The organism is Brevundimonas sp. (genome assembly GCF_035998205.1).
Taxonomy (GTDB): Bacteria; Pseudomonadota; Alphaproteobacteria; order Caulobacterales; family Caulobacteraceae; genus Brevundimonas.
Map to the genome: position 1 here is coordinate 222,408 of NZ_DASYHT010000004.1, position 25,426 is coordinate 247,833.

19 protein-coding genes are annotated in these 25,426 nt (G+C 69.5%); 8 read left to right on the top strand and 11 right to left on the bottom strand.

Annotation, left to right across the window (positions count from 1 at the left end; genetic code table 11):
• The first annotated feature begins 13 nt into the window (after positions 1–13).
• Both VGN74_RS03720 and rhaM read left to right on the top strand, forming a co-directional pair.
• Positions 14–775: an SDR family NAD(P)-dependent oxidoreductase gene (locus VGN74_RS03720; protein WP_327446010.1), complete on the top strand. Its 762-nt coding sequence runs from the start codon at positions 14–16 to the stop codon at positions 773–775.
• Complete coding sequence (gene rhaM / locus VGN74_RS03725; protein WP_327446011.1) at positions 772–1,122, top strand: L-rhamnose mutarotase; 351 nt, start codon at positions 772–774, stop codon at positions 1,120–1,122. Before VGN74_RS03720 ends, rhaM begins: the two co-directional genes overlap by 4 nt.
• On the opposite strand, the gene VGN74_RS03730 is transcribed toward rhaM, so the two are convergent.
• From VGN74_RS03730 to VGN74_RS03740, 3 genes are read right to left on the bottom strand one after another with little or no spacing between them, the layout of a single operon-like run.
• Complete coding sequence (locus VGN74_RS03730; RefSeq protein WP_327446012.1) at positions 1,119–1,865, bottom strand: DUF6250 domain-containing protein; 747 nt, start codon at positions 1,863–1,865, stop codon at positions 1,119–1,121. The genes rhaM and VGN74_RS03730 overlap by 4 nt on opposite strands.
• On the bottom strand, positions 1,862–5,671 hold the full coding sequence (locus tag VGN74_RS03735) for a beta-galactosidase (RefSeq protein ID WP_327446013.1): 3,810 nt from the start codon (positions 5,669–5,671) through the stop codon (positions 1,862–1,864). Before VGN74_RS03735 ends, VGN74_RS03730 begins: the two co-directional genes overlap by 4 nt.
• Positions 5,672–5,706: 35 nt before the next feature.
• Positions 5,707–7,632 (bottom strand): rhamnogalacturonan lyase, encoded by a 1,926-nt coding sequence (locus tag VGN74_RS03740; RefSeq protein ID WP_327446014.1) that lies wholly within the window; start codon positions 7,630–7,632, stop codon positions 5,707–5,709.
• Positions 7,633–7,897: 265 nt separating this feature from the next.
• On the opposite strand from VGN74_RS03740, the gene VGN74_RS03745 reads away from it, so the two are divergent.
• The 3 genes from VGN74_RS03745 (at position 7,898) to VGN74_RS03755 (ending at position 14,907) form a co-directional block, all read left to right on the top strand.
• The gene (locus VGN74_RS03745; RefSeq protein ID WP_327446015.1) at positions 7,898–11,020 is read left to right on the top strand and encodes a TonB-dependent receptor; all 3,123 of its coding nucleotides are present in this window, start codon (positions 7,898–7,900) and stop codon (positions 11,018–11,020) included.
• A gap of 100 nt (positions 11,021–11,120) precedes the next feature.
• Positions 11,121–13,865: a Tat pathway signal sequence domain protein gene (locus VGN74_RS03750; RefSeq protein ID WP_327446016.1), complete on the top strand. Its 2,745-nt coding sequence runs from the start codon at positions 11,121–11,123 to the stop codon at positions 13,863–13,865.
• 145 nt (positions 13,866–14,010) lie between these two features.
• Positions 14,011–14,907: a rhamnogalacturonan acetylesterase gene (locus VGN74_RS03755; RefSeq protein WP_327446017.1), complete on the top strand. Its 897-nt coding sequence runs from the start codon at positions 14,011–14,013 to the stop codon at positions 14,905–14,907.
• Positions 14,908–14,912: 5 nt separating this feature from the next.
• On the opposite strand, the gene VGN74_RS03760 is transcribed toward VGN74_RS03755, so the two are convergent.
• Both VGN74_RS03760 and VGN74_RS03765 read right to left on the bottom strand, forming a co-directional pair.
• Positions 14,913–15,764: an enoyl-CoA hydratase-related protein gene (locus VGN74_RS03760; protein ID WP_327446018.1), complete on the bottom strand. Its 852-nt coding sequence runs from the start codon at positions 15,762–15,764 to the stop codon at positions 14,913–14,915.
• A 344-nt stretch (positions 15,765–16,108) separates the two neighbouring features.
• The gene (locus tag VGN74_RS03765; protein ID WP_327446019.1) at positions 16,109–16,882 is read right to left on the bottom strand and encodes a Crp/Fnr family transcriptional regulator; all 774 of its coding nucleotides are present in this window, start codon (positions 16,880–16,882) and stop codon (positions 16,109–16,111) included.
• On the opposite strand from VGN74_RS03765, the gene VGN74_RS03770 reads away from it, so the two are divergent.
• A complete protein-coding gene (locus VGN74_RS03770) occupies positions 16,881–17,159 on the top strand; it encodes a DUF6894 family protein (protein ID WP_327446020.1) in 279 nt (92 codons plus the stop codon). The genes VGN74_RS03765 and VGN74_RS03770 overlap by 2 nt on opposite strands.
• On the opposite strand, the gene VGN74_RS03775 is transcribed toward VGN74_RS03770, so the two are convergent.
• On the bottom strand, positions 17,156–17,860 hold the full coding sequence (locus VGN74_RS03775; RefSeq protein WP_327446021.1) for a Crp/Fnr family transcriptional regulator: 705 nt from the start codon (positions 17,858–17,860) through the stop codon (positions 17,156–17,158). The genes VGN74_RS03770 and VGN74_RS03775 overlap by 4 nt on opposite strands.
• Positions 17,861–18,015: 155 nt before the next feature.
• Between VGN74_RS03775 and VGN74_RS03780 the strand changes: the two genes are divergently transcribed.
• A complete protein-coding gene (locus VGN74_RS03780) occupies positions 18,016–18,540 on the top strand; it encodes a ferritin-like domain-containing protein (RefSeq protein ID WP_327446022.1) in 525 nt (174 codons plus the stop codon).
• A gap of 14 nt (positions 18,541–18,554) precedes the next feature.
• A complete protein-coding gene (locus VGN74_RS03785) occupies positions 18,555–19,463 on the top strand; it encodes a manganese catalase family protein (protein WP_327446023.1) in 909 nt (302 codons plus the stop codon).
• A 72-nt stretch (positions 19,464–19,535) separates the two neighbouring features.
• Here VGN74_RS03785 and glf read toward each other — a convergent pair whose 3' ends face one another.
• The 5 genes from glf to VGN74_RS03810 all read right to left on the bottom strand — a co-directional run bounded on the left by glf (position 19,536) and on the right by VGN74_RS03810 (position 25,347).
• Positions 19,536–21,746 (bottom strand): UDP-galactopyranose mutase, encoded by a 2,211-nt coding sequence (glf, locus tag VGN74_RS03790; protein ID WP_327446024.1) that lies wholly within the window; start codon positions 21,744–21,746, stop codon positions 19,536–19,538.
• Between the two features lie 231 nt (positions 21,747–21,977).
• On the bottom strand, positions 21,978–23,273 hold the full coding sequence (locus tag VGN74_RS03795; RefSeq protein ID WP_327446025.1) for a family 1 glycosylhydrolase: 1,296 nt from the start codon (positions 23,271–23,273) through the stop codon (positions 21,978–21,980).
• The gene (gene galE, locus VGN74_RS03800) at positions 23,257–24,288 is read right to left on the bottom strand and encodes a UDP-glucose 4-epimerase GalE (RefSeq protein WP_327446026.1); all 1,032 of its coding nucleotides are present in this window, start codon (positions 24,286–24,288) and stop codon (positions 23,257–23,259) included. Before galE ends, VGN74_RS03795 begins: the two co-directional genes overlap by 17 nt.
• A 130-nt stretch (positions 24,289–24,418) precedes the next feature.
• Positions 24,419–24,928 carry a nicotinamide-nucleotide amidohydrolase family protein gene (locus tag VGN74_RS03805; protein ID WP_327446027.1) on the bottom strand — a complete coding sequence of 170 codons (510 nt, stop codon included), beginning with the start codon at positions 24,926–24,928 and terminating at the stop codon, positions 24,419–24,421.
• Positions 24,925–25,347 (bottom strand): DUF6766 family protein, encoded by a 423-nt coding sequence (locus VGN74_RS03810; protein ID WP_327446028.1) that lies wholly within the window; start codon positions 25,345–25,347, stop codon positions 24,925–24,927. Before VGN74_RS03810 ends, VGN74_RS03805 begins: the two co-directional genes overlap by 4 nt.
• Positions 25,348–25,426: the final 79 nt, after the last annotated feature.

Below are 25,426 nucleotides of genomic sequence, written 5' to 3' on the forward strand. Positions count from 1 at the left end.
CCATGGAGGCGCCATGCTGCTGGAAGGCAAGACAGTCCTGATCACCGGAGCCTCGGGCGGCATTGGCCGCGCTGCGGCGATCGGGTGCGCCAGGCACGGCGCCGATGTGGCGATCAACTACCTGAACGATGAGGCGGGGGCCGCCAGCGCCGTGCGGGAGATCGAGGCGCTCGGCCGCCGCGCCATCGCCGTCCGGGGTGACGTCGCCGACCCGGACGAGGCGCCGCGGTTCGTCGACGCCGCGGTCAAGGCCTTCGGCAAGGTCGACGTCTTCGTCAGCAACGCCGGCATCTGCCCGTTCCACGGCTTCCTCGACATGCCGCGCGAGGTGCTGGAACGCACCCTCCGGGTGAACCTGCACGGGGCCTGGTACATGACCCAGGCGGCGGCCAACCAGATGGTCGCCCAGGGCCACGGCGGGGCGATCATCGCCGTCAGCTCGATCAGCGCCCTCGTCGGCGGCGGCATGCAGACCCACTACACCCCGACCAAGGCGGGGGTGCACTCGCTGATGCAGTCGTGCGCCATCGCTCTCGGGCCGAAGGGCATCCGCTGCAACTCGGTGCTGCCGGGCACCATCGAGACCGACATCAACCGCGAGGACCTCGCCGACCCGGGCAAGCGGGCCTACATGTCGGGCCGCATCCCGCTGGGCCGGCTCGGGGCGCCCGACGACCTCGCCGGGCCGATCGTCTTCCTCGCCTCCGACCTCGCCGCCTATGTCACCGGGGCGGCCCTGCTGGTCGACGGCGGCGCCTTCGTGAACCTGCAATGAGCGCCGAGGCCGACGAGACCATCGCCTTCCGCATGGTCCTGAACCCCGGGCAGGCGGAAGCCTATCGCCAGCGGCATGACGACATCTGGCCGGAGCTGACCGAGGCGCTGATCGCCGCCGGGGTGATCGACTATCGCATCTGGCTGGACCCGCAGAGCCATCACCTGTTCGCGGTGCTGCGCCGCCGGGTCGATCACAGCCTCGACCGCCTGCCGGAGACGGAGGTGATGCAGCGCTGGTGGGCGATGATGGCGGACATCATGCAGACCCACCCGGACAATGTGCCGGTGCAGGTCGAGCTGACGCCCGTGTTCCACCTCGCGGCCGGTGGGCGCGCCGGCGGCTAGCCGGGCCTGTCGTCCGTCCCCAGCGCGTGAACGCGGAAGTTCGAGATCCGCAGGCGGCTGGCGGTGGTGCGGACGCCGAACCAGCCGCGCGTGTAGGGCTGGGGATCGTCGAGGGCGAAGACGCGGACGTCATCCCGCCAGTAGGCGATGCGCGGGCCCGCGGCGACGAGGCTCACCGTCTGACGGATGTTGGGCCGAAGCATGTGCTCGGGCGCTGACAGGTCATGTTGCGGCAGCAGGGGCCGGTTGGCAGGCTCGCCGATGTAGCGCCGCATCCGGGTGGTCGTGTTGCCGTTGCCGCCCTGGCCCACATAGTAGGCCAGCAGGTCGTCATAGTCGGCGAAGGCCCCGCTGCGCGGCCGCGGGGGCGTGCCGGGTGGAGCCCCGGGGTCGGTCGCCATCCAGAAGCAGTTCAGGTCGCTGACCCGGTCATGGGGGCCGCCCTCGGCCACCGCGACGGCGTCGTAGCGGATCACGGCAGGCCCTCGCAGCTCCTCGCGGAACCAGACGGTGCAGCCGCCTTCGGTGTCGATCTCCATGACGCCGTCGCGCATGGAGACGGCGCCGCCGCGCTCCAGCTCGACCCGCCAGCGGTCGGGCCCGTCGCGGAAGTCGTCGGCGTACAGGCGCGGGCCGGGGACGGGCCCGCCGCCGGTCAGGGATCGGGCGCAGCCGGCGAGGGCGATGGCCCCGCCGGCTCCCAGCGCCAGCACGCCGCGTCGTGTCGCCGGTCCGGGGCTCACGGCGTCGCCGCCGCAAGCGGCGGGGGCCCGCCGCGTGCCGTGCGCAGGGCCACCAGCCGCACGTCCTCCAGCGCGTTCTCCGGGGCCCCGTCGCTGGTCACGGCCAGGGCGATGACGTTGCGGCCGTTCGGATTGATGACTCCGGTGGGCAGGACGAAGGTCCGCTGCGGGCCGATGTTCGAGACGAACTGGCCCATGTGCCAGCCGTTGACGAAGATCAGCACCCGGTAGGCGCCCGGCGACCGCGGCGTCGACGGATCGCCGATCGTCAGGCCGAGCGAGTGGTCGTGGCCTTCGGGGAGGTCGAGGTCGACCTCGGTGCGCAGCCAGTACTCGCCGGGCTCGACCCGGGCGGGGCGGGACGTCCAGCCCGAGTCGTCATGCTCCGGCAGGTGCCAGCCCTCGCGCTCGCCGAACAGGCCGCCATTGTTCATCGGCCCCCGCACCGGATCGGCCAGGGCCTGGCCGCCCCGGGCGCCCTGGATGCGCCAGGCGATCGGGAACTCGAACACCGGACCGCCCGGCCGGGTCAGCGACGCCTGGATCAGGCCGCGGCCCTCCTTGTGGGCCTCGTTGGCGTCGAGGTTCCAGTTGTGGCCGTTGTTGCGCACCATCACCGCCAGAACGCGCTCGCCGGGACCGCGGAGGTCCTCGGGGATGACGAAGTCGGCGGTCCCGGTGGTCATCGGGAAGGTCAGGTTGGTCGCCAGCTCGTGCTGCCCGAGGAAGCGGCCGTCCAGCCAGACCTGGATCATCCCGGCGCCGCCGGCCCCGTAGTGCAGGCTCAGGCGCTCGGCCCCCTGACCACCCTCGAAGCGTCCGCGGTACCAGACGTCGCCATGGTGGAAGCCATAGTCGTCCATAGTCAGGATTGGCTGACCGGGCGCCGGGCGGCTGGTGCTGGCCGTGCGGCGGCTGTCCGCCACGCGCCAGCCGCTGTCGTCGAAGTCCGGCGACGCTTCGGGCGCGCCGTCGCGGAAGCGCCAGACGGCGCGGGTGAGGTCGGGCAGGACGACGGGGTCCGGGCCGGCCAGCGGCTGCGCCGCCAGCAGGCTGCCGCCCGGCGCCGGGGCGAGGGGCACGGCCTCGCCGTTCCAGGTCACTTCGCTGACGCCCGGCGGAGCCCAGACCTCCAGCGGGGTGTCTGTCTCCGTGTCGCCGGTCAGCGTCAGCACCGCGCCCTCGACGCCGGCCCGGCGCACGAGGGTCGGGCCGCGCTGGAGCGTCGCGCCCGCCGCCGTCTCCTGCCGCCAGAAGGTCTGGCCCGCCGCGACGTCGCCGATCAGCAGGAGCAGGGGCGGCCGGCCGCCGCCGCTGATGCGGACCCGCGCCAGGCCGTTGTGCACATAGTTCAGCCGCAGATCGCCCGAGGCGGCGTCAAACACATGGGCCACATCGCCGGCCAGAACCTCGACCGACGGGGGGGAGGCGTAGCGCAGCACCGTTTCGCCGTCCTCGCCGGCCCGGCCGTAGAACAGCGCCACGTCCTGCTCGCCCTGCTGCAGATGGGTCTGCAGCTCGGAGGTCGAATAGACCAGCCGCTGGCGCTCGAGATCGTAGGCGGCGATCAGCAGCTTGGCGTCCTGGCCGCGCAGACGTAGGGTTCCGGCCTGCGGGGCGGTGTAGGTCCCGTCGCGGGTGGCGATCTCCAGGGTGAAGGACTCGTCGCCCAGCCGGTTCGAGGGATTGGGCACCGTCACATACAGGTGCGTGCCCGAGTCCGGCTCGTGGTTGTGATAGACGCGGACATGCGGATTGGAGGGCGGCTGGGCCCAGCCCTTCTGCATCCCGGCGATGAGCGGTCCGGTGCGTTCGAGGAACTGCCCCATCTGCTTCATGGTGCGGGCCTTGTCCCGCAGGCCGCGCGCCTCGTCGATCGCCGCACCATAGTCGTAGGAGGTGTAGACCACCGGGGCGGGGAGCCAGCCCCACGAGGTCCCGCCGAACGTCATGTAGAAGTTCTGCAGGGTCAGGGCGTTGGCGATGTTGGTGCCGTAGAAGACGCGCTGGTAGCCCGATCCGATCCGCTCGGCGATGCAGGGATAGAGGCCGTTCGAGCCCCAGTGATCGAACCAGCCGCCGCCGAACTCGGCGACGAAGCCGGGCGTGCCGGGCGAGGCGCTGGAGCCGCCGCGGCCGCCGCCGACGCCATAGATGCCCCAGTCCGGGGCCACGTTCGGCCGGCCGACCGTGCCGTCGGCGTTGCAGCCGCCGCCCGGGTAGCCGTCGAAGGCATAGATGTCGACCGGCCCCGGAATGACCCCCGGCACCTCGCTCTCGCGCGGCGTCCAGATGCCGTTGCGGCCCTTGTCATTGTGGAAGATCGGCACGGTGATGCCGTCCTCGCGGGCGCGGTCGTAGAGGCGCTGCATGTAGCGGGCGTGGGCCGGCGACACGACGTCGAGTTCATTCTCGATCTGGTAGGCGATGACGGTGCCGCCGCCGTCGGTCAGCTGGTGGCGGGCGATGATGGCGTTGATCTCTCCGAACCATTCCTCGGCGGCCTGGAGATACTCGGGCGCATCGGTCCGCGAGCGCGCAGACTGGGTCGTCAGCCACTGCGGGAAGCCGCCGCGGGTCAGCTCCGAGTTGATGTAGGGGCCCGGCCTGACGATGACATAGAGGCCTTCCTCGGCGGCCATGCGCAGCAGCAGGTCCATGTCGCGCACGCCGCTGAAATCGTACTGGCCGGGCGCGGCGGAGTGGTAGCCCCAGGCGAAGTAGAAGGCGACGGTGTTGTAGCCGCTGGCCTTCAGCTTCTGCAGCACGTCGCGCCAGAGGGCGGGGCTGGGCAGGCGGAAGGCGTGCATCTCGCCGCCCCAGATGAAGGTCCGCTCGCCGTTGATCATCAGCGAGCGGCTGTCCCAGGTGATCTGGTTCGCCACCGGCGGCGAGCGGGGCGGCGGGGCGGCCGCCGCGCGGTTCAGCACGGTGAAGTGCCGCGCGACGCCGGACAGGCCGGGCAACTCCGCCCGCGGCGACCAGCGCCGCAGGTCCTCGCTGTCGCTGTACCAGTAGCGACGCTGGACATATTCGTCGAAGTAGATGCGCCATCCGCCGTCCGGGCGACGGACCAGCGCCTGGCCTTCGACGAAACTGCCCCACCCGGCCCAGTCGCCGGTGTCCACCACCGTCCAGGGGCCTTCAAGGGCGTGCGCCGTGGCGCGTTCGATGAACTTGGTCGTCTCGTTCTTGATGAAGGCCTGGTAGAGGCCGCCCTCGCGGACGATGAAGGTGTCGATGTAGTTCGGCCCCAGACCCGCCAGCGGCCGCGGCGCGCTCCATCGGGTCAGGGTGTCATCGAGCGCCGTGATGACATGGGGCTGGAACTGCCCGTGCGGGCCGTTGTGCGAGATCGAATAGATGATGTGGGTGGTCCCGTCCTCGTCGACGAACCACTCCGGGGCCCAGGTGTTGGTGACTCCCTCCAGCGGCACCCGCAGGTTCTGCACATGCGACCAGCTGGTCAGGTCGCGGCTGCGCGCGAAGCCGATCTCGTTGTTGTTCCAGTCCGTGGTGTAGACCACGTGGTACCAGCCATCGCTGTGACGGATCAGGCTCGGATCCCGGATCAGCCCGCTCGGCGGAGTGTAGGCGGTCAGGTCCAGCGGGGCGAACGTCGCGGCGTCCCGAGACGTCCAGACGCTCATGGTCCGGGCGTCGCCGTTGCGGAAGGCGGTCAGGACATAGGGCGGATTGGCGGACTCCTGAGGCGCGGCCTGCGCCTCGACAGGCCGGCCGGCGACGGGGGCGGCGAGCGCCAGCCCGATGGCGGTGGTCAGGACACTGAGCAGACGGATGTTCATGGGGAACCTTCGGGTCTGGACGGGGCTGCCGGGGGTCAAGGTGCTTCCGGGGTCTGGCTTGCGCCGATGAACACGCCCGGGTGCGGCGGCTGGTTGTAGGCGATGTTCTGCCAAGCGACCGCGAGGCGGTAGACCGGGTCCTGCATCAGGGTGACGCGCCGGCTGTCGGTCGGGAACGGCGTCACATAGAGGCGCAGCTCGGAGTCATCGGCGGCGCGCCACAGCACTTCCTCGCGCCAGTCGCCGATCAGGTCCGCGGACAGGGCAGGGGTGGCCTTGGTGCCGTTGTTGGACGCGGCGCCCTCGGCGCGCAGCAGGAGCTCCGAGGCTTCGGTCTGCCAGTTCCATTTCCAGATGGCGTTGCCGTCGAGCAGCTCGCGCAGCGGATCGCCATCCCACCAGATGGCGAAGTTGACCTGGCGCGGGCGGGTCCCGATGACCTCGCCGCGCGCGTTGCGCAGCTCGTCGGTGTTGTTCGCCCAGGCCTCGGCGCCGGCATGGCGCGGGTCGATGTCGGCGGCCAGGCCGCGGCCGACGTCGGCGGTCGCCGGGGTGGTCCAGAGGCGTTCACCGGTGCGGGCGTCCAGCAGGGCGGCGCCGACGCCGCCGTTGCGGCCGGGGCTCTCGTGGACGCCGAACCGCTCCAGCCCGGGCCGGGCGGGATCAAGGTCGCCGACGTGCAGGGTGTCGCCGTGCAGCAGGCCCGAGCTCCACAGGCCGGTCCCGTCGTCGTCGAGCGCCATGGCCCCATAGATGATCTCGTCGCGGCCATCCGCATCGACGTCGGCGACGGCCAGCTGGTGGTTGCCCTGGCCCGAGAAGGGCGCGTCTGCCGCGCCGCTGTCGAACAGCCAGCGCTGCGTCAGCTGGCCATTGCGCCAGTCCCAGGCGGAGACGCTGCTGCGGGCGTAGTAGCCGCGCCCCATGACGATGCTGGGCCGCTGGCCGTCGAGATAGGCGACCCCGGCGAGGAAGCGGTCCGACCGGTTGGCGTAGCCGTCGCCCCAGCGCGCGGTCATCTGCTCCGTCGTCGGGGCGTCGGTGTCCGGGTGTCGGGCCGGGGTGAAGGGGGCGCTGGCCAGGGCGGCGCCGGTGCGGCCGTCGAACACGGTCAGATACTCGGGACCGCGCAGGATGCGGCCCGTGAGATCAGCGTAGCGGCTGCCGTCGGGGCGGATCGCGGCGCCGGTGCGGTCGGCCTGGGGGGCTTCGCCGCCATGCTCGCGCCAGTCCGCAGCGGGATCGCCGACGACCCGCCCGGTCCCGTCGATGGTCCCGTCCGACGTCCGGACGGCGACCTCCGACCGGCCGTCGCCGTCGAAGTCGAACACCAGGAACTGGGTGTAGTGCGCCCCGGCGCGGATGTTCGGCCCCAGATCGATGCGCCAGAGCCGCTCGCCTTCGAGCGTGTAGGCGTCGAGAATCACGACGCCCGAGTAGCCGGAGAAGGCGTTGTCCTTTGACGTCGAGGGATCCCACTTGAGGACGATCTCGTAACGCCCGTCGCCGTCCAGATCGCCGACCGCCGCGTCGTTGGCGCTGTAGGTGTAGGTCTGGCCGTCGGGGTTCACGCCGGGCGCCGGGCGCTGCAGCGGAATGGACAGGTAGCCTGCCGTCCAGGGGCTGACCGGAGCGCTGGCGGATGCTCCGCCGGCGACAGCGACGGCATAGGTGTTTGTCGGCCCGCCCTCGGGATCAACGAGGTTGGTGCGATCGGTAATCGGCGCGGCATTGATCCGCACGCCGTCGCGGAAGACGTCGAAGCCTGGATCCGACGGGTCATTGGCGAGCAGGCGCCAGCTGATGAGGACACCGCCGTCCACCGCCGGCGCCGCGACCACGCCGCGATCCAGACTCTCCCGTTGCCGGGGGCCCGCCTCCAGCTCGCTGGCCGCCAGCGGGCCTGCCGCCAGGCCAAGGGCGGTCGCGACGACACACAGGGGGACGCGTCGGGCTCTCATGGTCTTCCTCCCGGGGTCTGCCGCCCCTTGATCCGCACTGGCGATCCAGTCCGGATGAATGTTCCATACTATGCATTGACATGTCATCATATGACATTAGTGTGAGCGTCGTCGAGATTGGCCGGATGCTGCGGCAGGGCCCGAAATCGGCAGGGAGGATACTGCGCCAATCGCCCCCAAGAGGCGGACCCGCGGTGTCCGTGGATTCGCGGACTGCAACAGGGGGGCAGCCATGCCAGACTCTCAATCCATCCGGCGCCGGGCCATGAGCGCCTCGTCGCTGTACGCGATCGGCCTGATCGCCCTCGGCGCCGCCGGCACGGCGACGGCCCAGGAGGCCGCGCCGGCGCAGGACGCGACCGTGGTCGGCGAGGTGATCGTCACCGGCACGCGCGAAAGCCTCCGCTCGGCGATCGAGCGCAAGCGCAATGCGCTGACGACCTCGGACTCCATCGTGGCCGAGGACGTGTCCCAGTTTCCGGACAAGAACATCGGCGAGGCGCTGCAGCGCATCACCGGCGTCTCGCTGACGCGTGACCTCGGCGAAGGCAGCCAGATCAGCATCCGCGGCGTCGAGCCCGACCTGAACCGCGTCGAGATCAACGGTCTCAGCGTCTTGAACAACAACGGCACCGGGGCCCGCGGGGCGAGCTTCCAGGAGCTGGCGTCCGAGCTGGTCGCCTCGATCGACGTGTTCAAGGGCTTCACCGCCGACATGACCGAGGGCGGGGTCGGCGGCACGGTCAGCATCCGCACCCGCCGTCCGCTGGACCTGCGGGGGCCGCTGCTGTCCGTGTCGGCGTCGGGCCAGTATTTCGACCTGCAGGAGTCGACCCGCTTCCGCGGCAACTTCACCGCCGGTCGGCGTTTCTTCGACGACCGTTTCGGGGTCATCGTCAACGTCACCCGCGATGACAACGAGACCCGCGGCGACTTCCTGCGCGGCACCAACTGGCGCCTTTATCCGACGACGGTCAGCGGCGCGGCGGCCACGCTCGGTCGCGTGACGGCTTCGGGCGACTATGACAACTCGCCGGATCGCACCTTTGTGGATCCCAACTTCGCTTCGGTCACGAGCAAGGCTGACTGTCCGACCGACGCCAGCTCCGCCAGCGCCCGTGCGGCGATCCAGAACTGCCTGGCGCAGTGGAACGATTTCGTGCCGGCGATCCCGCGCTACGGGCTCTGGTTCCGCGAGGACCAGCGCACCTCGGCCAACATCGCGACCCAGTACCGGGTCAACGACAATCTGTCGGTCTTCCTCGACTACACGGTCAACGATCGCCAGCAGTTCCTGACCGACTTCAACTACACGGTCGACGCGTCGGCCCAGAGCCGCCTGAACGCGATCACCTATGACCGCAATGGCTTGCCGATCGCAGGGTCCGGCACCCTGACAGCGACTGTCGATGCGGACCACAACGTGGTCGGCTTCAACACCGCCGCCCGTTCGACCAGCGCCTCGGCGGGCGCGGCGAACATCTTCAGCACCCAGAACCGCGCCTTCGACTACGAGTACCGGTCGCAGTATTTCTCCGGCGGCTTCCAGTGGAAGAGCGACAACCTGACGATCGACGGCGTGGTGGCCCGCACCCGCGCGGCGGCCAACAGCGACAGCAACTCGATCACCTTCAACGCCTCGATCCCGAATATCCGGGTCGATCTGTCGGACCGCGGTGTTCCGGCCTTCACCTTCCCGACGGGCTTTGATCCGCGCGACCTGGCGACCTACACCAACTTCGCCAACAACGGGGCCGGGACCAACTACGCCACCACGGCCGTGCAGCTGAACTACGAGCCCGTCGAGACCGAGACGGACGAAGATACGGTCAAGCTCGACATCGACTACGATCCGGGCCCCGGCTTCTTCACCCTGTTCGAGACCGGCTACCAGTACCGGTCGTCAGGCACGCTGCAGTACGCCGTTGGCGGCTACACCAATCCGGACGGCGTCATCATCCAGGGCGCCCGGGCGCGGCACAACCTCGTGCTGACGCCGGGCATCACGGCCAACGGTGCGGCAGTCTTCAATCCCCTGACCCTGCCGCCGACCTACAACACGGCCTTCACCCAGGCGAACCTGCTCGCGCTGCTGGGCCAGATCTCGCAGAACACGCCGACCAACTTCTACTCGGGCGGCAAGGACGACCCGGGGATCACCCTCCCGCGCGGGTGGCTGGCGCCGAGCTTCGCCCTGGCGGCCCGGAACGCGGGTCTGGACCTGTCACTGTTCGACCGCGACAACATCCGGCGCACGCCCGGCTACACGGCCGCCGGTGACCTGGTCGGGATCTTCGACCAGATTCCGTCGATCGACACAGTGGAGTCGGTCCATGCGGCCTATGTCCAGGCGCGCTGGGCCAGCGAGGTCTGGGGCATGCCCATCAGCGGCAACTTCGGCCTGCGCTATACCCGCACCATCCTCGATGCGACGGGCGCCTATCTGCAGCGCGAGACCATCGACAGTCCGACCACGCCGGGCACCACCGTCACCCGCAACCTCGGCACCACCATGGTGACCCTGGAGAACGAGTACGAGGACTGGCTGCCGACCTTCAACGTGGCGCTGGACATGACCCCGGAGATCGTGGCGCGCTTCGGCTACGCCAAGGTTCTGGCCCGCCCGAACCCGACCTTCCTCGTGCCGGCCGCCACCTGCACCTTCAACCGGACCGCCATCGGCCTGACCGATGATCTGGAAGATGTCTGCAGCGCCGGCAACCCGGCCCTGGAACCTTACCGCGCCGACCAGTTCGACCTGAACATCGGCTGGTACCGGGACCGCGACACGCTCATCAACGCCGGCTTCTTCTACAAGGACATCGAGTCCTTCGTGGTCGGCCCGGTTGTCGTGCAGAACGTCGACCTGTTCGGCGACGGCACCCTGTTCGACGTGAGCCAGCGCATCAACGGCAATGGCGCCAGGATCCAGGGCGTCGAGCTGTCGGCCCAGACGGCCTTCACCTTCCTCCCCGCGCCGTTCGACGGCTTCGGCGGCATCGTCAACTACACCTTCAGCGACGCCAAGGATGTGGGGCTGTTCTCGACCCTGACCCAGGAAGAACTGCCGTTCCCGGGGCTGTCGCGGCACAGCTACAATGTCATCGTCTACTATGACAAAGGCCCGCTGAACGCCCGCCTCGCCTACAACGCCCGCACCCGCTACCTGCAGACGGCGATCGATGCGCGGGGCAACCCGGTCTATCGCGACGAGACGGGGTACCTCGACGCCCGCGCCGCCTATCAGGTGCGCGATGGCCTGACCGTCTTCGTCGAGGCGCGGAACCTGACCGGCGAGAACGAGCGCAGCACCAACGACTCGATCCGTCTGGTCGAGGACGTCTACTCGGGCCGTCGCTACTTCGCGGGTCTGACCTTCCGCTACTAGAGTTCGCCTTCCTCTCCTGGAGACGACCTGACGGCGGATCCCCCGAGGGGTCCGCCGTTTCTTTTTTCCGCCGCTGCGTCTGACGCCCCGGAGCCGCGCCATGATCCCTCCCGCCTTCACCCGCCGGTCTGTCGTCGCGTCCGTGGCGAGCGCCCCCATGGCGGTGGCGGCCGGGGCCGCAAGCGCCCGGGCCGCCGCCAGGGATGCGCCTCCGGCGACCCCCATCGGCTGGCTGGATGGCGCCGCCCCGGTGCGCCACGAGGGGCAGACCTGGGGCGTGCCCTGGCCCGAAGGCCTGTTCCGGCCCGGTCAGGCCTTCCGCGCCATCGATGACGCCGGCGAGGCGAGGGCCCTGCAGAGCTGGCCCCTGGCGGTCTGGCCGGACGGGTCGCTCAAGTGGAGCGGCCATGCGCTCGGCGCTGAAACCTCCCCCGCGCAGGCGCTGGCGGTTGTGCCGGGGACGCCGGTTGCGCCGGCGCGGCCGGTCAGGGTGCGGGAGACGGATGAGCGGATCGAGATCGACTGCGGGCCCCTCAGCTGGCGCCTGCCGCGGCGCGGGCCCTCGCTGATCGCCTCCGCGACCCACGAGGGCCGCGAGGTGCTGCGCGATCTCAGGCTGGTGTGTCTCAGGGATGACGCGCCGGACCTGTCGGAGGCGCCCGCCGTGCGCCAGAGCCGCTTCGAGAGCGTGGTCGAGACGGCCGTGGTCGAGCAAGCCGGTCCGGTCCGGGCCGTGGTGCGCTTCGAGGGGCGACACCGGGATGCGGCGCGCGCCTGGCTGCCCTTCACGGTGCGGCTCTACTTCCACGCGGACGGCGAGGCCGTCCGGATGGTGCACAGCTTCATCTTCGACGGTGATCCCGCGACGGACTTCATCCGGGGGATCGGCGTGCAGGCGACGGCGCCGATGCGCGACGCCCTGCAGGACCGTCACGTCCGCTTCGGCGGCGAGCAGGGCGGCCTGTGGGGCGAGGCGGTGCGGCCGCTGACCGGATTGCGGCGCGATCCCGGCGCGCCCTTCCGCGAGGCCCAGGTCGCCGGCCAGCCGATTCCGCCGGTCGCGGACATGGACCCGCGGGTCGGGAACCGTCTGCATCTGATCCCGGCCTGGAGTGATTTCACCCTGTCGCAGTCGACCGCCGACGGCTTCGCCATCCGCAAGCGGACGGGCCCGGGCCATGCCTGGATCGATGCCCAGTCCGGCGGACGGGCGGCCGGTCTGGTCTATGCCGGGGGCGTGTCCGGCGGTGTCGCGCTGGGGCTGGCCAACTTCTGGCGGGCCGGGCCGACCCGGCTGGACGTCCGCGGGGCCGCCGGGGAGGCGGCGCAGGTCACCGCCTGGCTGTGGTCGCCGGATGCGCCGGCGATGGACCTGCGGCCCTATCACAACGGCCTCGGCATGACCGACCACGCCGCCGAGAACGAGGGGCTGGAGATCACCTATGAGGACTACGAGGCCGGCTGGGGCACGCCCTACGGCATCGCCCGCACCAGCGAACTGACCCTCTGGGCGCTAGGGGCGACGCCGCCGCGGGAGACCCTCGCGGCCATGGCGACGGGGATCGAGACGCCGCCGCGGCTGGTCTGTCCGCCGGCCCGGCTGCGCGCGGTCGAGGTGTTCGGCGACTGGGGCCTGCCGGATCGCTCGACGCCGATGCGCGCGCGTCTTGAGGACCGTCTCGACGACCTGCTGGATCTCTACCGCGACCAGATCGCCGAGCGGCGCTGGTACGGCTTCTGGAACCACGGCGACGTCATGCACTCCTACGATCAGGACCGGCATGAATGGCGCTACGACATCGGGGGCTACGCCTGGGCCAACTCCGAGCTCTCGCCGGACCTGTGGCTCTGGTACAGCTTCCTGCGCACCGGCCGCGCCGATGTCTTCCGCATGGCCGAGGCGATGACGCGCCACTCCAGCGAGGTCGACTGCTACCACATCGGTCCCTGGCGCGGCTTCGGCACCCGCCACGGGGTGCAGCACTGGAGCGACAGCTCCAAGCAACCGCGGGTCAGCAACGCCGCCTTCCGGCGCATCTACTACTACCTGACCGCCGACGAGCGGATCGGCGACCTGATGCGCAGCCTCGTCACCTCGGACGAGACGCTGACCCGCGTGCAGATCCGGCGCAAGCGGGCCGCGCCGGATGATCCCCCGCCGGGCGGGCCGATCGTCGACGCCGGCTTCGGCACGGACTGGAGCTCCTTCCTCGCCGCCTGGATGACCGAGTGGGAGCGCACCGGCGACCGCCGCTGGCGCGATCGCATCGTCGCCGGCATGACCAGTCTGGCGGCGCTGCCGCACCGCTGGTTCCACGGCGGGGGCCACTACGACGTCCGCAGCGGCCGTTTCGTCAGCGCCGGGGAGCGGATCGGCATCTCGCACCTGAACGCCGTGTTCGGCGCGGTCGAGACCCACGCCGAACTGCTCCGGCTGGTGGATGTGCCGGCCTATCGGGCCTGCTGGGTCGAATACTGCGCCTGGTACAATGCGCCCGCGGCCGAGCTGCAGGCCTATCTCGGCACCCGGGTCGGCAACCGGGGCCTGCCCCAGGCGCACTCGCGGCTCACGGCCTGGGCCGCCCGGGCGCTCGACGATCCAGCGTTGGCCGCCCGCGCCGCCCGCGAGTTTCTCGAGGGCAGCCACTTTGAGGACCTGTCGCCGGTGTCCCGACGACAGCGCGTGGCCGGCTCCGCCGTGCTGCGTCCGGTCGAGGAGGAGGCAGGCATGTCGACCAACGGGGTGTCGCAGTGGAGCCTCGCGGCGATCCAGAATCTGGAGCTCATCCCGGAGGCTCTCGACGCCCTTGCCGAGGCTGAGGGCCAAGGCGGCGACGCGGGCTGAGCCGGATCAATCAGGGGGCGCGCCTAGGCGCCTCCCGTGGAGCGGGGGCAAGATCATGATGAACGGGCGCAGGCGGAGGCTCCGGGGGGAAGCCCGGCGGGGCAGGGCAGGCACGACAGATCTCGTGGCGGTAGCGGCGGCGGCCATGCTGGGCTCCGGTGCCGGGATGGCGGCCGCCCAGACGGCGCCCCCGGCGCTCCCCGAGGCCTCGCCGGGCACGCCGCTCGCGGAGTCCGACATCGCCGCCCGGGCTGCAGTCCGGCCGATCTCGGCCTCGAAGATCATTCTCGTCGGCGACTCCACCACGGCCGTGGCCGGCGGCTGGGGCCCGAGCTTCTGCGCCTACCACGTCACCTCCTTCGCCGCCTGCGTGAACCTCGCCCGCGGCGGCCGCAGCTCCGGCAGCTACATCTGGGAGGGGTCGTGGGATCTGGCGCTGTCGGAGATGTCCACGCCCGGCTACGCCGCCATCTATGTGCTGATCCAGTTCGGCCACAACGACCAGCCGGGCCGACCCGGGCGCTCCACCGACCTGGCCACGGAGTACCCGGCCTTCCTCCGGCGCTACGTCGAGGAGACGCGGGCGCGCGGCGCGGTGCCGGTCCTGCTCACCCCCCTGACCCGGCGGCAGTTCTCCGGCGGACGGCTGCGCCGTGATCTGGCGGCCTGGGCCGAGGCGGTGCGGGCCGTGGCGCGCGAGACGAACACGCCGCTGGTCGACCTCAACGCCCGCAGCAGCGACGTGGTCGAGGCGCTGGGCCCCATGCTGTCGGCGCGCTTCGCCCAGCTGCCGCCGTCGCCGGAGGTCGCCGCCGCCCTGTTGACCGGCACGACGGTGTCGGCCGGGGCCCCGGCGGCCGGCCCGGTTCCCGCCCCGCCCGCGGCGACGCAGAACAACGCCGCGGTCGAGCCGCTCGGGCAGGCGCGCATCAGCTTCGACTACACCCACCTCGGCCGCGAGGGCGCGGATGTGTTCGCCGCCATCGTGGCCCATGAACTTGTGGCCGCCGTCCCGGCGCTCCGACCGCTGATCGTGCCCTGATCGTATCAGCCGCCTCCGGCTGAATCTGCCTGGTCCCCCAGGCCCGACAGCGGCGCGAGGTCGGCGAAGCGGGCGTCTTCCCGGTTCCGGCGGGCCTGGATGGCGGCGAGGATGTCGGCGGGGTTCCACAGGGTGCCCTGCATCACGGCCGCCCATTCGAGGCTCTCGGCGACGGTGTGGTCGCGCGCATGGGTGATGGCGGCCTTGGAGCCGGAAATGGCGAGCGGCGCCTTGCGCGCGATGGCGCCGGCCATCTCGAGCGCCGCCGCGACCGTGGCCTCCGCGTCCGGCAGAACCGCATTGACGAAGCCCAGCCGCTCGGCCCGGTCACCGGTCAGGCTCGTGCCCAGATAGGCCAGCTCCCGCACCACGGCGTCCGGCAGGATCTTCGGCAGGCGCTGCAGCGTCCCGACGTCCGCCATCATGCCGATGTTGATTTCCTCGATGCGGAAGTACGCCTCCGCCGACGCCAGCCTCAGGTCGCAGGCCGAGACCATGTCCAGTCCGGCCCCGACGCAGGCGCCGTGGACCGCCGCGATCACCGGAAAGCGCACCTTCTCCAGCGTCGTCAGGGTGTCCTGCAGCTGGCGGGCCGCATGGTGGAAGGCCTGGCGCTCGGACGAGGTGTCCGCCGGCAGGATGGCCCCGCCCGAGAAGACGGAGATGTCCATCCCGGCGCAGAAGTTCCTGCCAGCCCCGGAGATGACGAGGGCGCGCACCTGGCCGGTGGCGTCGAGCTCGCGCAGGGCCGGGCCGAAGGTGCGCCAGAACTCCGCGTCAAGGGCGTTGGAGGCCTCCGGACGCGCCAGGCGCAGATGCGCCACCGGGCCGTCGCGGGTGATCTGGAAGGCGGTCATGAGGAGCCCCGGGCGATGCGATGTCCGGTGAGGCTTCTCACCGGAAGGGACCGGGAGCAAGCGGGGGCGTCGTATCCCACCGACGCCGGGGCGGCCTTGCTGGCCGGGGCCATCAATCGTCAGACCCGATCCGGGGTGGCCAGCAAGGTTCGTACGGTCAGTCGCTTGGGGGAAGGCCTGGCCTCGTCGGGTCGCTGGCGGAGGGAGTCTTCTGCGAGCCCAGTCGTGGCGGGCATTTGCGGGGCGATGGCCGATTTACCCACGTCCCTACCCACGTTTTCTGGCGTGCGTTTTGGCGCGGGGGGCTACGTCAGTCGCCCGCTTGCAGCAGGAGGGACGTGACCTCAGACGGGCGCCCGATCCAGTCGGAGATACGTGGGATCGAACTCGGCGAGTTGCTGCAGGCGCTCGCGGTCGAGCAGGCGCATACGGCCGGCTCGCCACTCAACCAGCTGCAGGCGCCTCAGGCTCATCAGGGTGCGATTGACGTGGACCGTGGAGAGGCCAAGGCAGTCCGCGAGGTCCACCTGAGTAAGGGGAAAATCGAAGCTGTCGTCCTCCACCAGATCGACCACGGCGAGCCGCGCCTCGGTCTCGCAGATCAGATGCGCAAGACGACCCAGCGCGTCCTGGGTGGCCATCCGGTGCAGCCACTGCCGATGGATCGCGCCGTCGATCACCGTCTCCAACCAGAGGAGGCGCGCAAGGTGCGGGCAACGCTCGGCAAGGGACCGGATGCGGGCGTGTGGCGCCCGGCTGACCCAGCAGTCCGTCAGGGTCAGGATGGCATGATCCATCTGGGGGATCAGCAAGCTGTGCAGGTCGACAAAATCCCCGGCCAGACTCAGCTGCGTGATGGATCGCGACCCGTCCCGCAGTACGTTCATGCGTACACATATGCCGGAGATCAGCAGCGTCGAGGCGTCTGGACGCTCCCCCAGGGAGGTCAGAACCCGACCCCCGCTGACCCGCCGAGGCGGTTCCATTAGGGTTTCCAGCGCGCCGCGTTCCATGGCTGAAACCTGATCACGGCGCAGAAACTTCCGGACGAGGGCGTCTGTCGGGTTGCCGAAGTCCGGCGTCCGGATTGGCAGGTTGTCCGTATATCCGCTGGACATGGCCTCTTACCATTACGCCGTCACCGGGATTGCGCCCCCGACGCACCTTACCGTCGAGGCGGTCGACGACAGGTCCGCGAACCGTGACGCCGTCCGGTTTCTCGCCGAACTGCTCCGGGACCTAGCGGTTTCTGACTGCGACGGTTCCGGAGTTCGCGTTGAAGTTCGCAACGCGGGCGGTGACCTGTTGGGTTACGCAGTGGCGAGCTGGTCGTTTTCGGCCGACATGCCCGATAGCGACGGCCGCGTTCCGCCAGCGCCGGAGTTGCGCCGCTAGCCGCAGCCGCAGCCGCAGGCGAAACAGGCCAACGTCGAGGCGCATGTGATGCGGAGACTGCCGCGTCGCACCCGCACGGCGCCGGCCGCCTCCAGATCCTTGATCGCCGCGTTGACGCTTGTCCTCTGGACGCCCAGCGCGTCGGCCAGCGCCGCCTGGGTGGTGCGGATTTCTTCTGTCGCGGAAGATGTCGCCAGCTGCTGGATGAGGGTTGCGGTTCTGGCCGATACGGCATGGACGACCTGGCAGGCCGACAGGGACTGAATTCGTCGCAGACGGTCGAGTGCATGGCGCCCGAACATGCGCTCGACCCAGGAGATTCCCATCACTTGCGCGGGCAGGGCGGCCGGTATGGCCAGCCACGATGTGTCGAGCAGGGCGAGCAGTTCCTGTTCGGACGTTCGGGTTGTCAGGGCTGTCTCCCAGCCAAACGTGGCTCCCGTTCCCAGCCTTTCGATGCATGCCAGGTTTCGCTCGTCGTAAACTGCCAGCGCGCCTTCGATCAGAAAACCCAATGAACCCCCGGTGGTCCTCCGCTGGCCGGTCGCCTGGTGGATCAGGCGCCCCTGTGCATGGGCGGCGTCCTGCAGCGCTTGAGGCAAGGCGATCAAAACCGGATGCCGCGCCAGCGCTTCCCGCTCCGGTCGGGCTGAGGGGGAGCAGCGCAGCTGCTCGGTCGACGGGGGGGTGACATCAAACATGACGCCACACTGACGCCCGCCAATGCCCAAGCCATTCACATATGTTTCGTTTGCTGTGGTGGGTCTGCGTAGCCCCGCCAAGGGTCGTCTGCCCGACACTCGGGCGCCACCCGTCCCCTCACGGCCTTCCTCTTTCTGTCGAAGAGGAGACCAAGATGACTGACGCTTTAAACGATCACGTCTGGCGCGACCTGTTCGTGACGGGCCTGAAGAACGCCCACGCCATGGAACACGAGGCGCTTGCCATGATGGATCGGCAGATCGAGCGGGCGAAGAACTTCCAGGAGGTCGCCGACATGCTCCGGCAGCACCGGGGAGAAACAGAGCTCCAGATCGAGCGGCTCGACACCTTGCTGACGTCCCTGGATGCCCGGCCGTCGGGGCTAAAGGACGCCGCGATGTCGATGGGGGGCACGTTTGCGGCGCTCGGTCACGCCATCGCAGACGACGAGGTGATCAAGAACGCCTTGGCCAACTTTGCCTTCGAGAACTACGAGCTGGCCGCCTATCAGAGCCTGATCATCCTTGCCGAGCACGGCAGCTACTCGCTCGCGCTCGCCCCCCTCGAAGAGACGCTGGAGGAGGAGATGCGGATGGCGCGGTGGGTGCAGGACAGCCTGCCGATGGTCATCGACAAACACCTTGAGCTTCGTCGCCGCGGCGACAACGCCAGCCGCTGACCGGGAGACCTTTCATGTTCATGCATAACAAGAAGCTGATGTACACGGTGCGGGTCGCCGAGCCGAACCCGGGTCTCGCCACACTGATGCTGGAGCAGTTCGGCGGGCCGCAGGGCGAGCTGGCCGCTGCGATGCGCTACTTCACCCAAGGGCTCGCCGATGAGGACGTCGGTCGCCGCGACCTCCTGATGGACATCGCCACCGAGGAGCTCAGCCACCTCGAAGTCATCGGCTCTATCGTCGCCATGCTGAATCGTGGCGCCAAGGGGCGGCTGGCGGAGGCGGCGGAGGAAGAGGCGGACCTCTACGCCAGCATGACGTCGGGAGGCGACAGCCACACCATGTCGATCCTGTACGGGGGCGGAACCGCGCTGGTGAACTCCTCCGGTGTCCCCTGGACGGCGGCCTACATCGACTCCATCGGCGACCCCGCCTGCGATCTGCGCTCCAACATTGCGGCCGAGGCGCGCGCCAAGATCGTCTACGAGCGGCTGATCAATGTGACCGACGACCCCGGCGTGAAGGATGCCTTGCGCTTCCTGATGACCCGGGAAGTGGCCCACCAGAAAGCTTTCGAGAAGGCGCTGTACGCCATCCCGGCCAACTTTCCGCCCGGCAAGCTCCCGGCCGACCCGGCCTTCGCCGACGTGTACTTCGACATGTCGCAAGGGGAGGGCAATACCTCCGGCCCGTGGAACAGCGGCGAGCTCTGGGACGTCGTCGAGGACCGCGAGAGTCAGGCTGCGGTCGACGGCGGCGACGGCCATGCCACGGTCGACCTGGGCCGGGCGGAGATGAAGGCGGTCGAGGCCTTTGCCGCCCGCACCCGGTCCGACCCGGACGCCGATCCTGTCACCGGCGCTGATCTCGGCGCGGGACCCGGGGCAGGCCGAACGACTCCGCTGGAGACGCCCGACGCCTAGTCGGGTTGCGGCAGCGCCTGAAGCCCCGCCTGGATACTCCGGGCGGGGCTTTCTTTTCTCGCCTGGAGATGCCTATCCCGTCAGGGCCGCGACGGCGGTTCCGGTCTGAACGGTCAGTGGATCACGAAGCCGTCGCGCTGTGGCCAGCGCCTGCCCCGTCACCTGGTCCATGTTGTAGTAGCGATAGGTCGCCAGCCGGCCGACGAAGGTTACGTCCCGGCGCGCCGCGGCCAGCGCCTCGTAGCGCTTGAACAGCGCCTGGTTCTCCGGTCGCGGGATCGGATAATAGGGATCGCCGGTCGCGGACGGGTATTCGTAGGTGATGCTGGTGCGCGGGTGCTGCTGGCCGGTCAGGTGCTTGTATTCAGTGATCCGCGTCCAGGGCGTCGCCTCGTCGGGGTAGTTCACCGTCGCCACCGGCTGGAAATGCGCCTGGTCGAGCGTCTCGTGGCGGAACCGCAGGGAGCGGTAGGGCAGGCGGCCGAAACGGTAGTCGAAGAACTCGTCGATCGGTCCGGTGAACACCAGCCGCTGATGCCGGACATCGTCGACGACGTCGCGGTACTCGACGCCCGTGGCGACCGTAATGCCCGGATGATCCAGCATGGCTTCGAACATCGCCGTGTAGCCCTGTGCTGGCATGGCCTGGAAGGCGTCGGTGAAGTAGCGGTCGTCGGTGTTGGTCCGGGTGGGGACCCGGGCAGTCACCGACCGGTCCAGCTCGGACGGATCAAGGCCCCACTGCTTGCGTGTATAGCCACGGAAGAAGGTCTCGTAGAGTTCGCGGCCGATGGCGTTGATGACCACATCCTCGGACGTGCGGATGCGCTCGACCGGCTCTGCGCGACTGGCGAGGAACGCTTCGGCCGCCTCATCGGACCGGAGATCGAGGCCGTAGAGGGCGTTCAGGGTCGTCCGGTTGATCGGCATGGGGACGAGTTTGGCGCCGACCTGCGCGAGCACCCGGTGTTCGTACGGTCGCCAGCGCGTGAAACGCGACAGGTAGTCAAACACGTCGGCGGAGTTGGTGTGGAAGATGTGCGGGCCGTAGGCGTGGATCAGCACGCCCGCGGCGTCGCGGCGATCATGCGCATTGCCGCCAATGTGGGGCCGGCGATCCACGACGAGCACCTTCTGACCGGCCGAGGCGAGACGCTCGCCCATGACAGCCCCGGCGAAGCCCGCGCCGACGATCAGGGCGTCGTACGGGACCGCTCGTCCGGCCGCGTGGATGGCGGGGGCGGGGAGCGGGCGCGACCTCGGTCGGGCGGCCTGGTTGACCAGCGCATCCATCCGCAGATGCGTCTGGTCCCACGACAGGCTGGCCAACTCGGCCGAGACCTCATCACGCCAGCCCTGGTCTTCAGAGCGCGCCAGCGCCAGCGCACCATCGCAGGCCGCGATGAAGGCGTCGGCCGTTTCCGCCAAGAAGACAGCGGCGAGGTCGCCGTAGTGGCGAACGACGTCGCGGATCGGCGTGGACACCACTGGTCGACCGGCGGCGAGGTACTCCGGGGTCTTGGTCGGGCTGATGAACCGGGTCGACTCGTTGATCGCGAAGGGCATCAGGGCGACATCCCAGCGTGACAGCCAGCCCGGCAGGTCCTCGTAGGCCGCCTGTCCGGGATAGGTCAGGTTGGGCGCCCGGGGCAGCTCGGCCGGATCTATCTTCACCACCGGCCCGACGATCTCGATGTCCCACTCCGGGCGCGCCTCGGCCAGCGCCGCGATCAGACCGAGGTCCATCCGTTCATCAATGACGCCGAAGAAGCCGAGGCGCGGACGGCCGTCATCGGTCCGCGCCACGGCCCGGCCGAAGTGCTCCCGGTCGACGCTGGACGGGAAGGGGTGGATGTTGGCGTGCCGGTGCGCCTTGGCCTCGTACAGGCTGAAGCCGCCGGTGAAGACCACGTCAGCCGCCGTCAGCAACTCGGCTTCGAGCTCGGTCAGTTCGGGCGGCGCGAACCGGAAGTTGGCCAGCTCATCCATGCAGTCATAGACGATCGCGGCGGCCTCGATGTGGCGCGCCACCGGCAGCATCACGGGCGTGTAGTACCAGAGGACCGGCCGGCTGACGGCTTGGGACTGAAGGGTTTCCTCCAGCAGTTGGCGCAGGACCGCGGCGGCGCAGGGGCCTTCCAGGCCTTCCGGCAGGCGGGGCGTCGCCACGAGAACGCCGGTCTCGCTGCAGGTCCGGGTGTCCACGGACACGCCGTCGCCGGGGCGCGGCGGCAGCGGCTCCTCGAAGTAGATGACGGTCCGGGTCTCAGCGAACCGCCGCATGAGGTGTTGCGGGCGCTGGAACACGAAGTCCCAACGCAGATGGGAAAGACAAACGACGGCGTCGCGTCGCGGGCCGACCTTCGGGAGTTCGACGACGGGCGCAGGCTCGGAGGACTGGGTCAAGGAATTGGCCTTTCAGGATGACCGCAGCCAATCGCGCCGTGTGGCGGTGGTTCCATCCTGCTGATGCGCGGCGGCTTTTCGCGTCCCAAGGCCAAAATCCGACACCGGTCAGGCCGGCGCCGGCTCAAACCTTTCGGGCGTTCGCCACCAGCCCACCGGCGCCATCTCGCAGTGCGCGGGCGCGTCCCGGAGTCCACCTGTCTTGGCGAGGTGGGCGACCGCGTTCGCTAGTGTCGTGGGCCGGGGGACGCCTGAGGAAACATCAAGGGCCCCCGGTTCATAGTGACCGTCCGTCCGCGTCAGCAGGCTGTTCCAATCGTGGCTCCCCAACAGGGCCCAGACTGTTACAGCCTCCACCGCAACCCCGGCCAACCGCGCCGCCTGCGCCGCCTGCCAACAGTCGGCGAGCCAGCGGATTTGCTGGTCTGCCGAGCAGCCGAGGTGGCATTCGGTGACGGCGATGCTGCGGCCATAGCGCGTCCACAGCTGGTCCAGCAGCCAGGTCCATCCGTGCATGGGGGCCTCAAGGACGCGCACGGCAGCAACATCGGCATAGGCGATCTGACCATTGCCGCCGTGGCTGTGCGTCGGATAGCGAGCGAGCCGGTGGTCCAGAAAGCGGTCGCTGGTCGCGTAGTGGTTCAGCCCGATGACGTCAGCGGGACACGGATCCGCCCGGAAGGCGTCAAGCCGATCCTGAAGACCGAAGCTGCCGATATGGGCGTAATGGCCGTGGTCGGGCGTGACCTGGCCTTCCAGCAGGTCCCAGGTCGCCAGCCGCCGCAGATTCTCGTGCCTGATCTGGTCACGGCAGGGCGGCGTGCCTGAAGTGACGCCGAAGTCCTCGGTCTGGATCAGTCGGGCGGCCGGAGTCACCGCGCGGATCGCGTGCATCGCCAGGCGCACCGCGTCCATCTGGTTCAGCAGGGCTCGCCAGAAATCGCCCTCATCACGCCTATGAGGGTGCCAGTGGCCGTACATGCAGCTGAACCGGGCGGTCGTCAGCGGCTCGTTGACCGGGGTCCAGTCGGTCACCCATGGATAGCGCGCGGCGGCGGCCCCGGCGAAGCGGGCCAGCCCCCTGGCGAACCCGGCGTCGTCCAGCAGGTCGGTCCAGTCCGGGCCTGAACCATGGTGGACCAATCCCACGACGGGACGGATGCCCAGCTCGCGCAGGCGCGCCAGCCGGGCGTCGGCCCAGCGCCAGTCGAACACGCCCGGCGCGGTCTCCGTCCGCTCCCAGAGGACCGGATAACGCAGCGTGCGGATGCCGAGGTCTGCAATCAGGTCGAGATCGTCGAGGCGTGCGTCGTGGCCCGACAGCTGCACTTGGTCCCGCCAGACGTTACCGACGCGGTTGACGGTGCACTCGACCCCGCCCCACAGCTCAAGCGACGCGTTCACGCAAGGTCCCTGACGGCCGTTGAAAGCGTTTGCCGAAGGCTGGCGCTCTGCGCCAGGCCATGGCCGAGGCGACGATCGTCTCGAGGTCACTGTGCCGCGCGCGCCATCCCAAGACCTGGTGTGCTCTCCCGGGGTCAGCAACAAGGCAGGCCGGATCACCAGCTCGCCTCGGGGCTATCCTGTGTGGCGCCGGGCGACCCACTACGCGACCGACGACCTGCAGGACTTCCAGCACGGAACAACCCGCCCCGGCCCCCAGATTCATCGGGGTAAAGGTGCCTGGCGTGAGAGGATGGTTGAGTGCGAGCACGTGCGCTTGCGCAAGATCCTCCACGTGGATGTAGTCGCGCACGCACGTGCCATCCAAGGTGGGAAAGTCGGTCCCAAACATCTCAAGCTCGCGCCCGAGGCCAAGCGCAGCTTCGATTGCGAGCGGAATGAGATGGGTTTCCGGATCATGCGCCTCGCCGATACGGCCGGCCGGATCGGCCCCGGAGGCATTGAAGTAGCGCAGCGCCACCCCGGTCATTCCGTGGGCGAGGCAGGCGTTCGCGACCATGCGTTCGGCAGCGACTTTGGTGTCTCCATAGGGATTGATCGGATTGAGCGGGAGATTCTCGGTGAGGGCGCGTACCCCGTCCGGTTGGCCGTAGACCGCCGCCGTGGACGAGAGGACGATACGTTCCACGCCACAAAGGCGCATTGCCTCAAGCACCGCCGCCGTGCCGCCCACATTGGCGTCCCAGAAAGCCAGGGGCTCGCGCATGGAGCGCCCGACCTCGATCAGACCCGCGAAGTGGATGACTGCGTTCACGGCGTGAAGCCGCATGGCGTGGGCCAGGGCGTCGGCATCGCGTACATCGCCGACGACGAGGGGGCCCCATTGCACCGCCTCGCGATAGCCAGCGCTAAGGTTGTCGAACACGATCGGATGGCAGCCTACAGCGCAAAGGGCCTTGGCTGTGTGGGATCCGATGTAGCCGGCCCCGCCTGTGACCAGCACGCGCTTCATCATCCTGAGATCCTCCAGACCTCAAGAAGCTGACGGCCGAAGAATGTGTTTCGTTCTGTCGGCTATCGGTCGCCCCGGACGTGAGCGATCCCGACATCGTCCTGCTGCGCGCGCCGCCCGGGCAGGCCGGCCGTCATCCCATGATATGCCGCTCGAGCAGAGAGATCGCCGCAGCGAGCGCCGCCAGTCGGATGGCGCCTCGCCCAAGCGGCCCGAAGTGGTGTTCATCCACGATGGCTATCTCTCCGGACTCCGCCAGGGCGACATAGACAAGGCCCTCCTCGATCTCGCCTTCACCTGGCCCGGCATAGCCGGTGACCGACACGGCAAGGTCCGCGTCTGATCGCCGTCTTGCGCCATCCGCCATGGCCTGCGCCGCTGGGCGTGAAACCGCACCGTGGACTGTCAGGATGTCGGGATGCACGTCGAGGTCTTCGATCTTTGCGGCCTCCGTATAGGCGACGTAGCCGCGCGCGAAGGCATGGGCGCAGCCCTGTACGTCCGTCAGGACAGAGGCAACGAGGCCGCCGGTGCAGCTCTCTGCTGTCGCCACGGTGAGACCCCGATCGCAGAGCGTCTCCAGGACGCGGGTGATCCGCCCTTCCAGCTCGGCCGGCAAGCTGGCCGACAAAGTCTCGCTCATGAGGCGCCGAGGTCCCCGGCCTGATCGTACGGGGGATGTCGGTGGATCGGCGCGTGCCCGTCCCGGCGCAGGTGGGTCCGGTCAATTTCCTCGATCAGGGCCGCGCCCCGCTGCTGCCCCACCAGCTCCAGCAAGGCGTCCACCTTGGCTTCGAGCCGGTCATCGTTCTCCTTCGACGCCGGCGAACCGACGTAGAGGAAGTAGGCGAGGCCGACGACCTGCCAGAGCAGCTGCAGGAACTCCGACTGCCAGTTTTCGAAGGTGTCGCGGCTCATCTCCACAAGCCAGGGCGTTACGGCGGCCGCCTGGCCTTCGCTCGCGACCTCGTCGGCGTAGGCGAACCAGCCGAAGAGCCAGTGCATTCCGAACGATACGGCAAAGAAGCCGAGCGTCAGCCAAGCGTAGGCGTACTTTTTCATCGTTGTTCACCGCACTGGTCAGGCTCGCACAACTGGCGCGCGGGTCGCGGGTTTCACCGGTCCATCGCGGCGGTCAGGC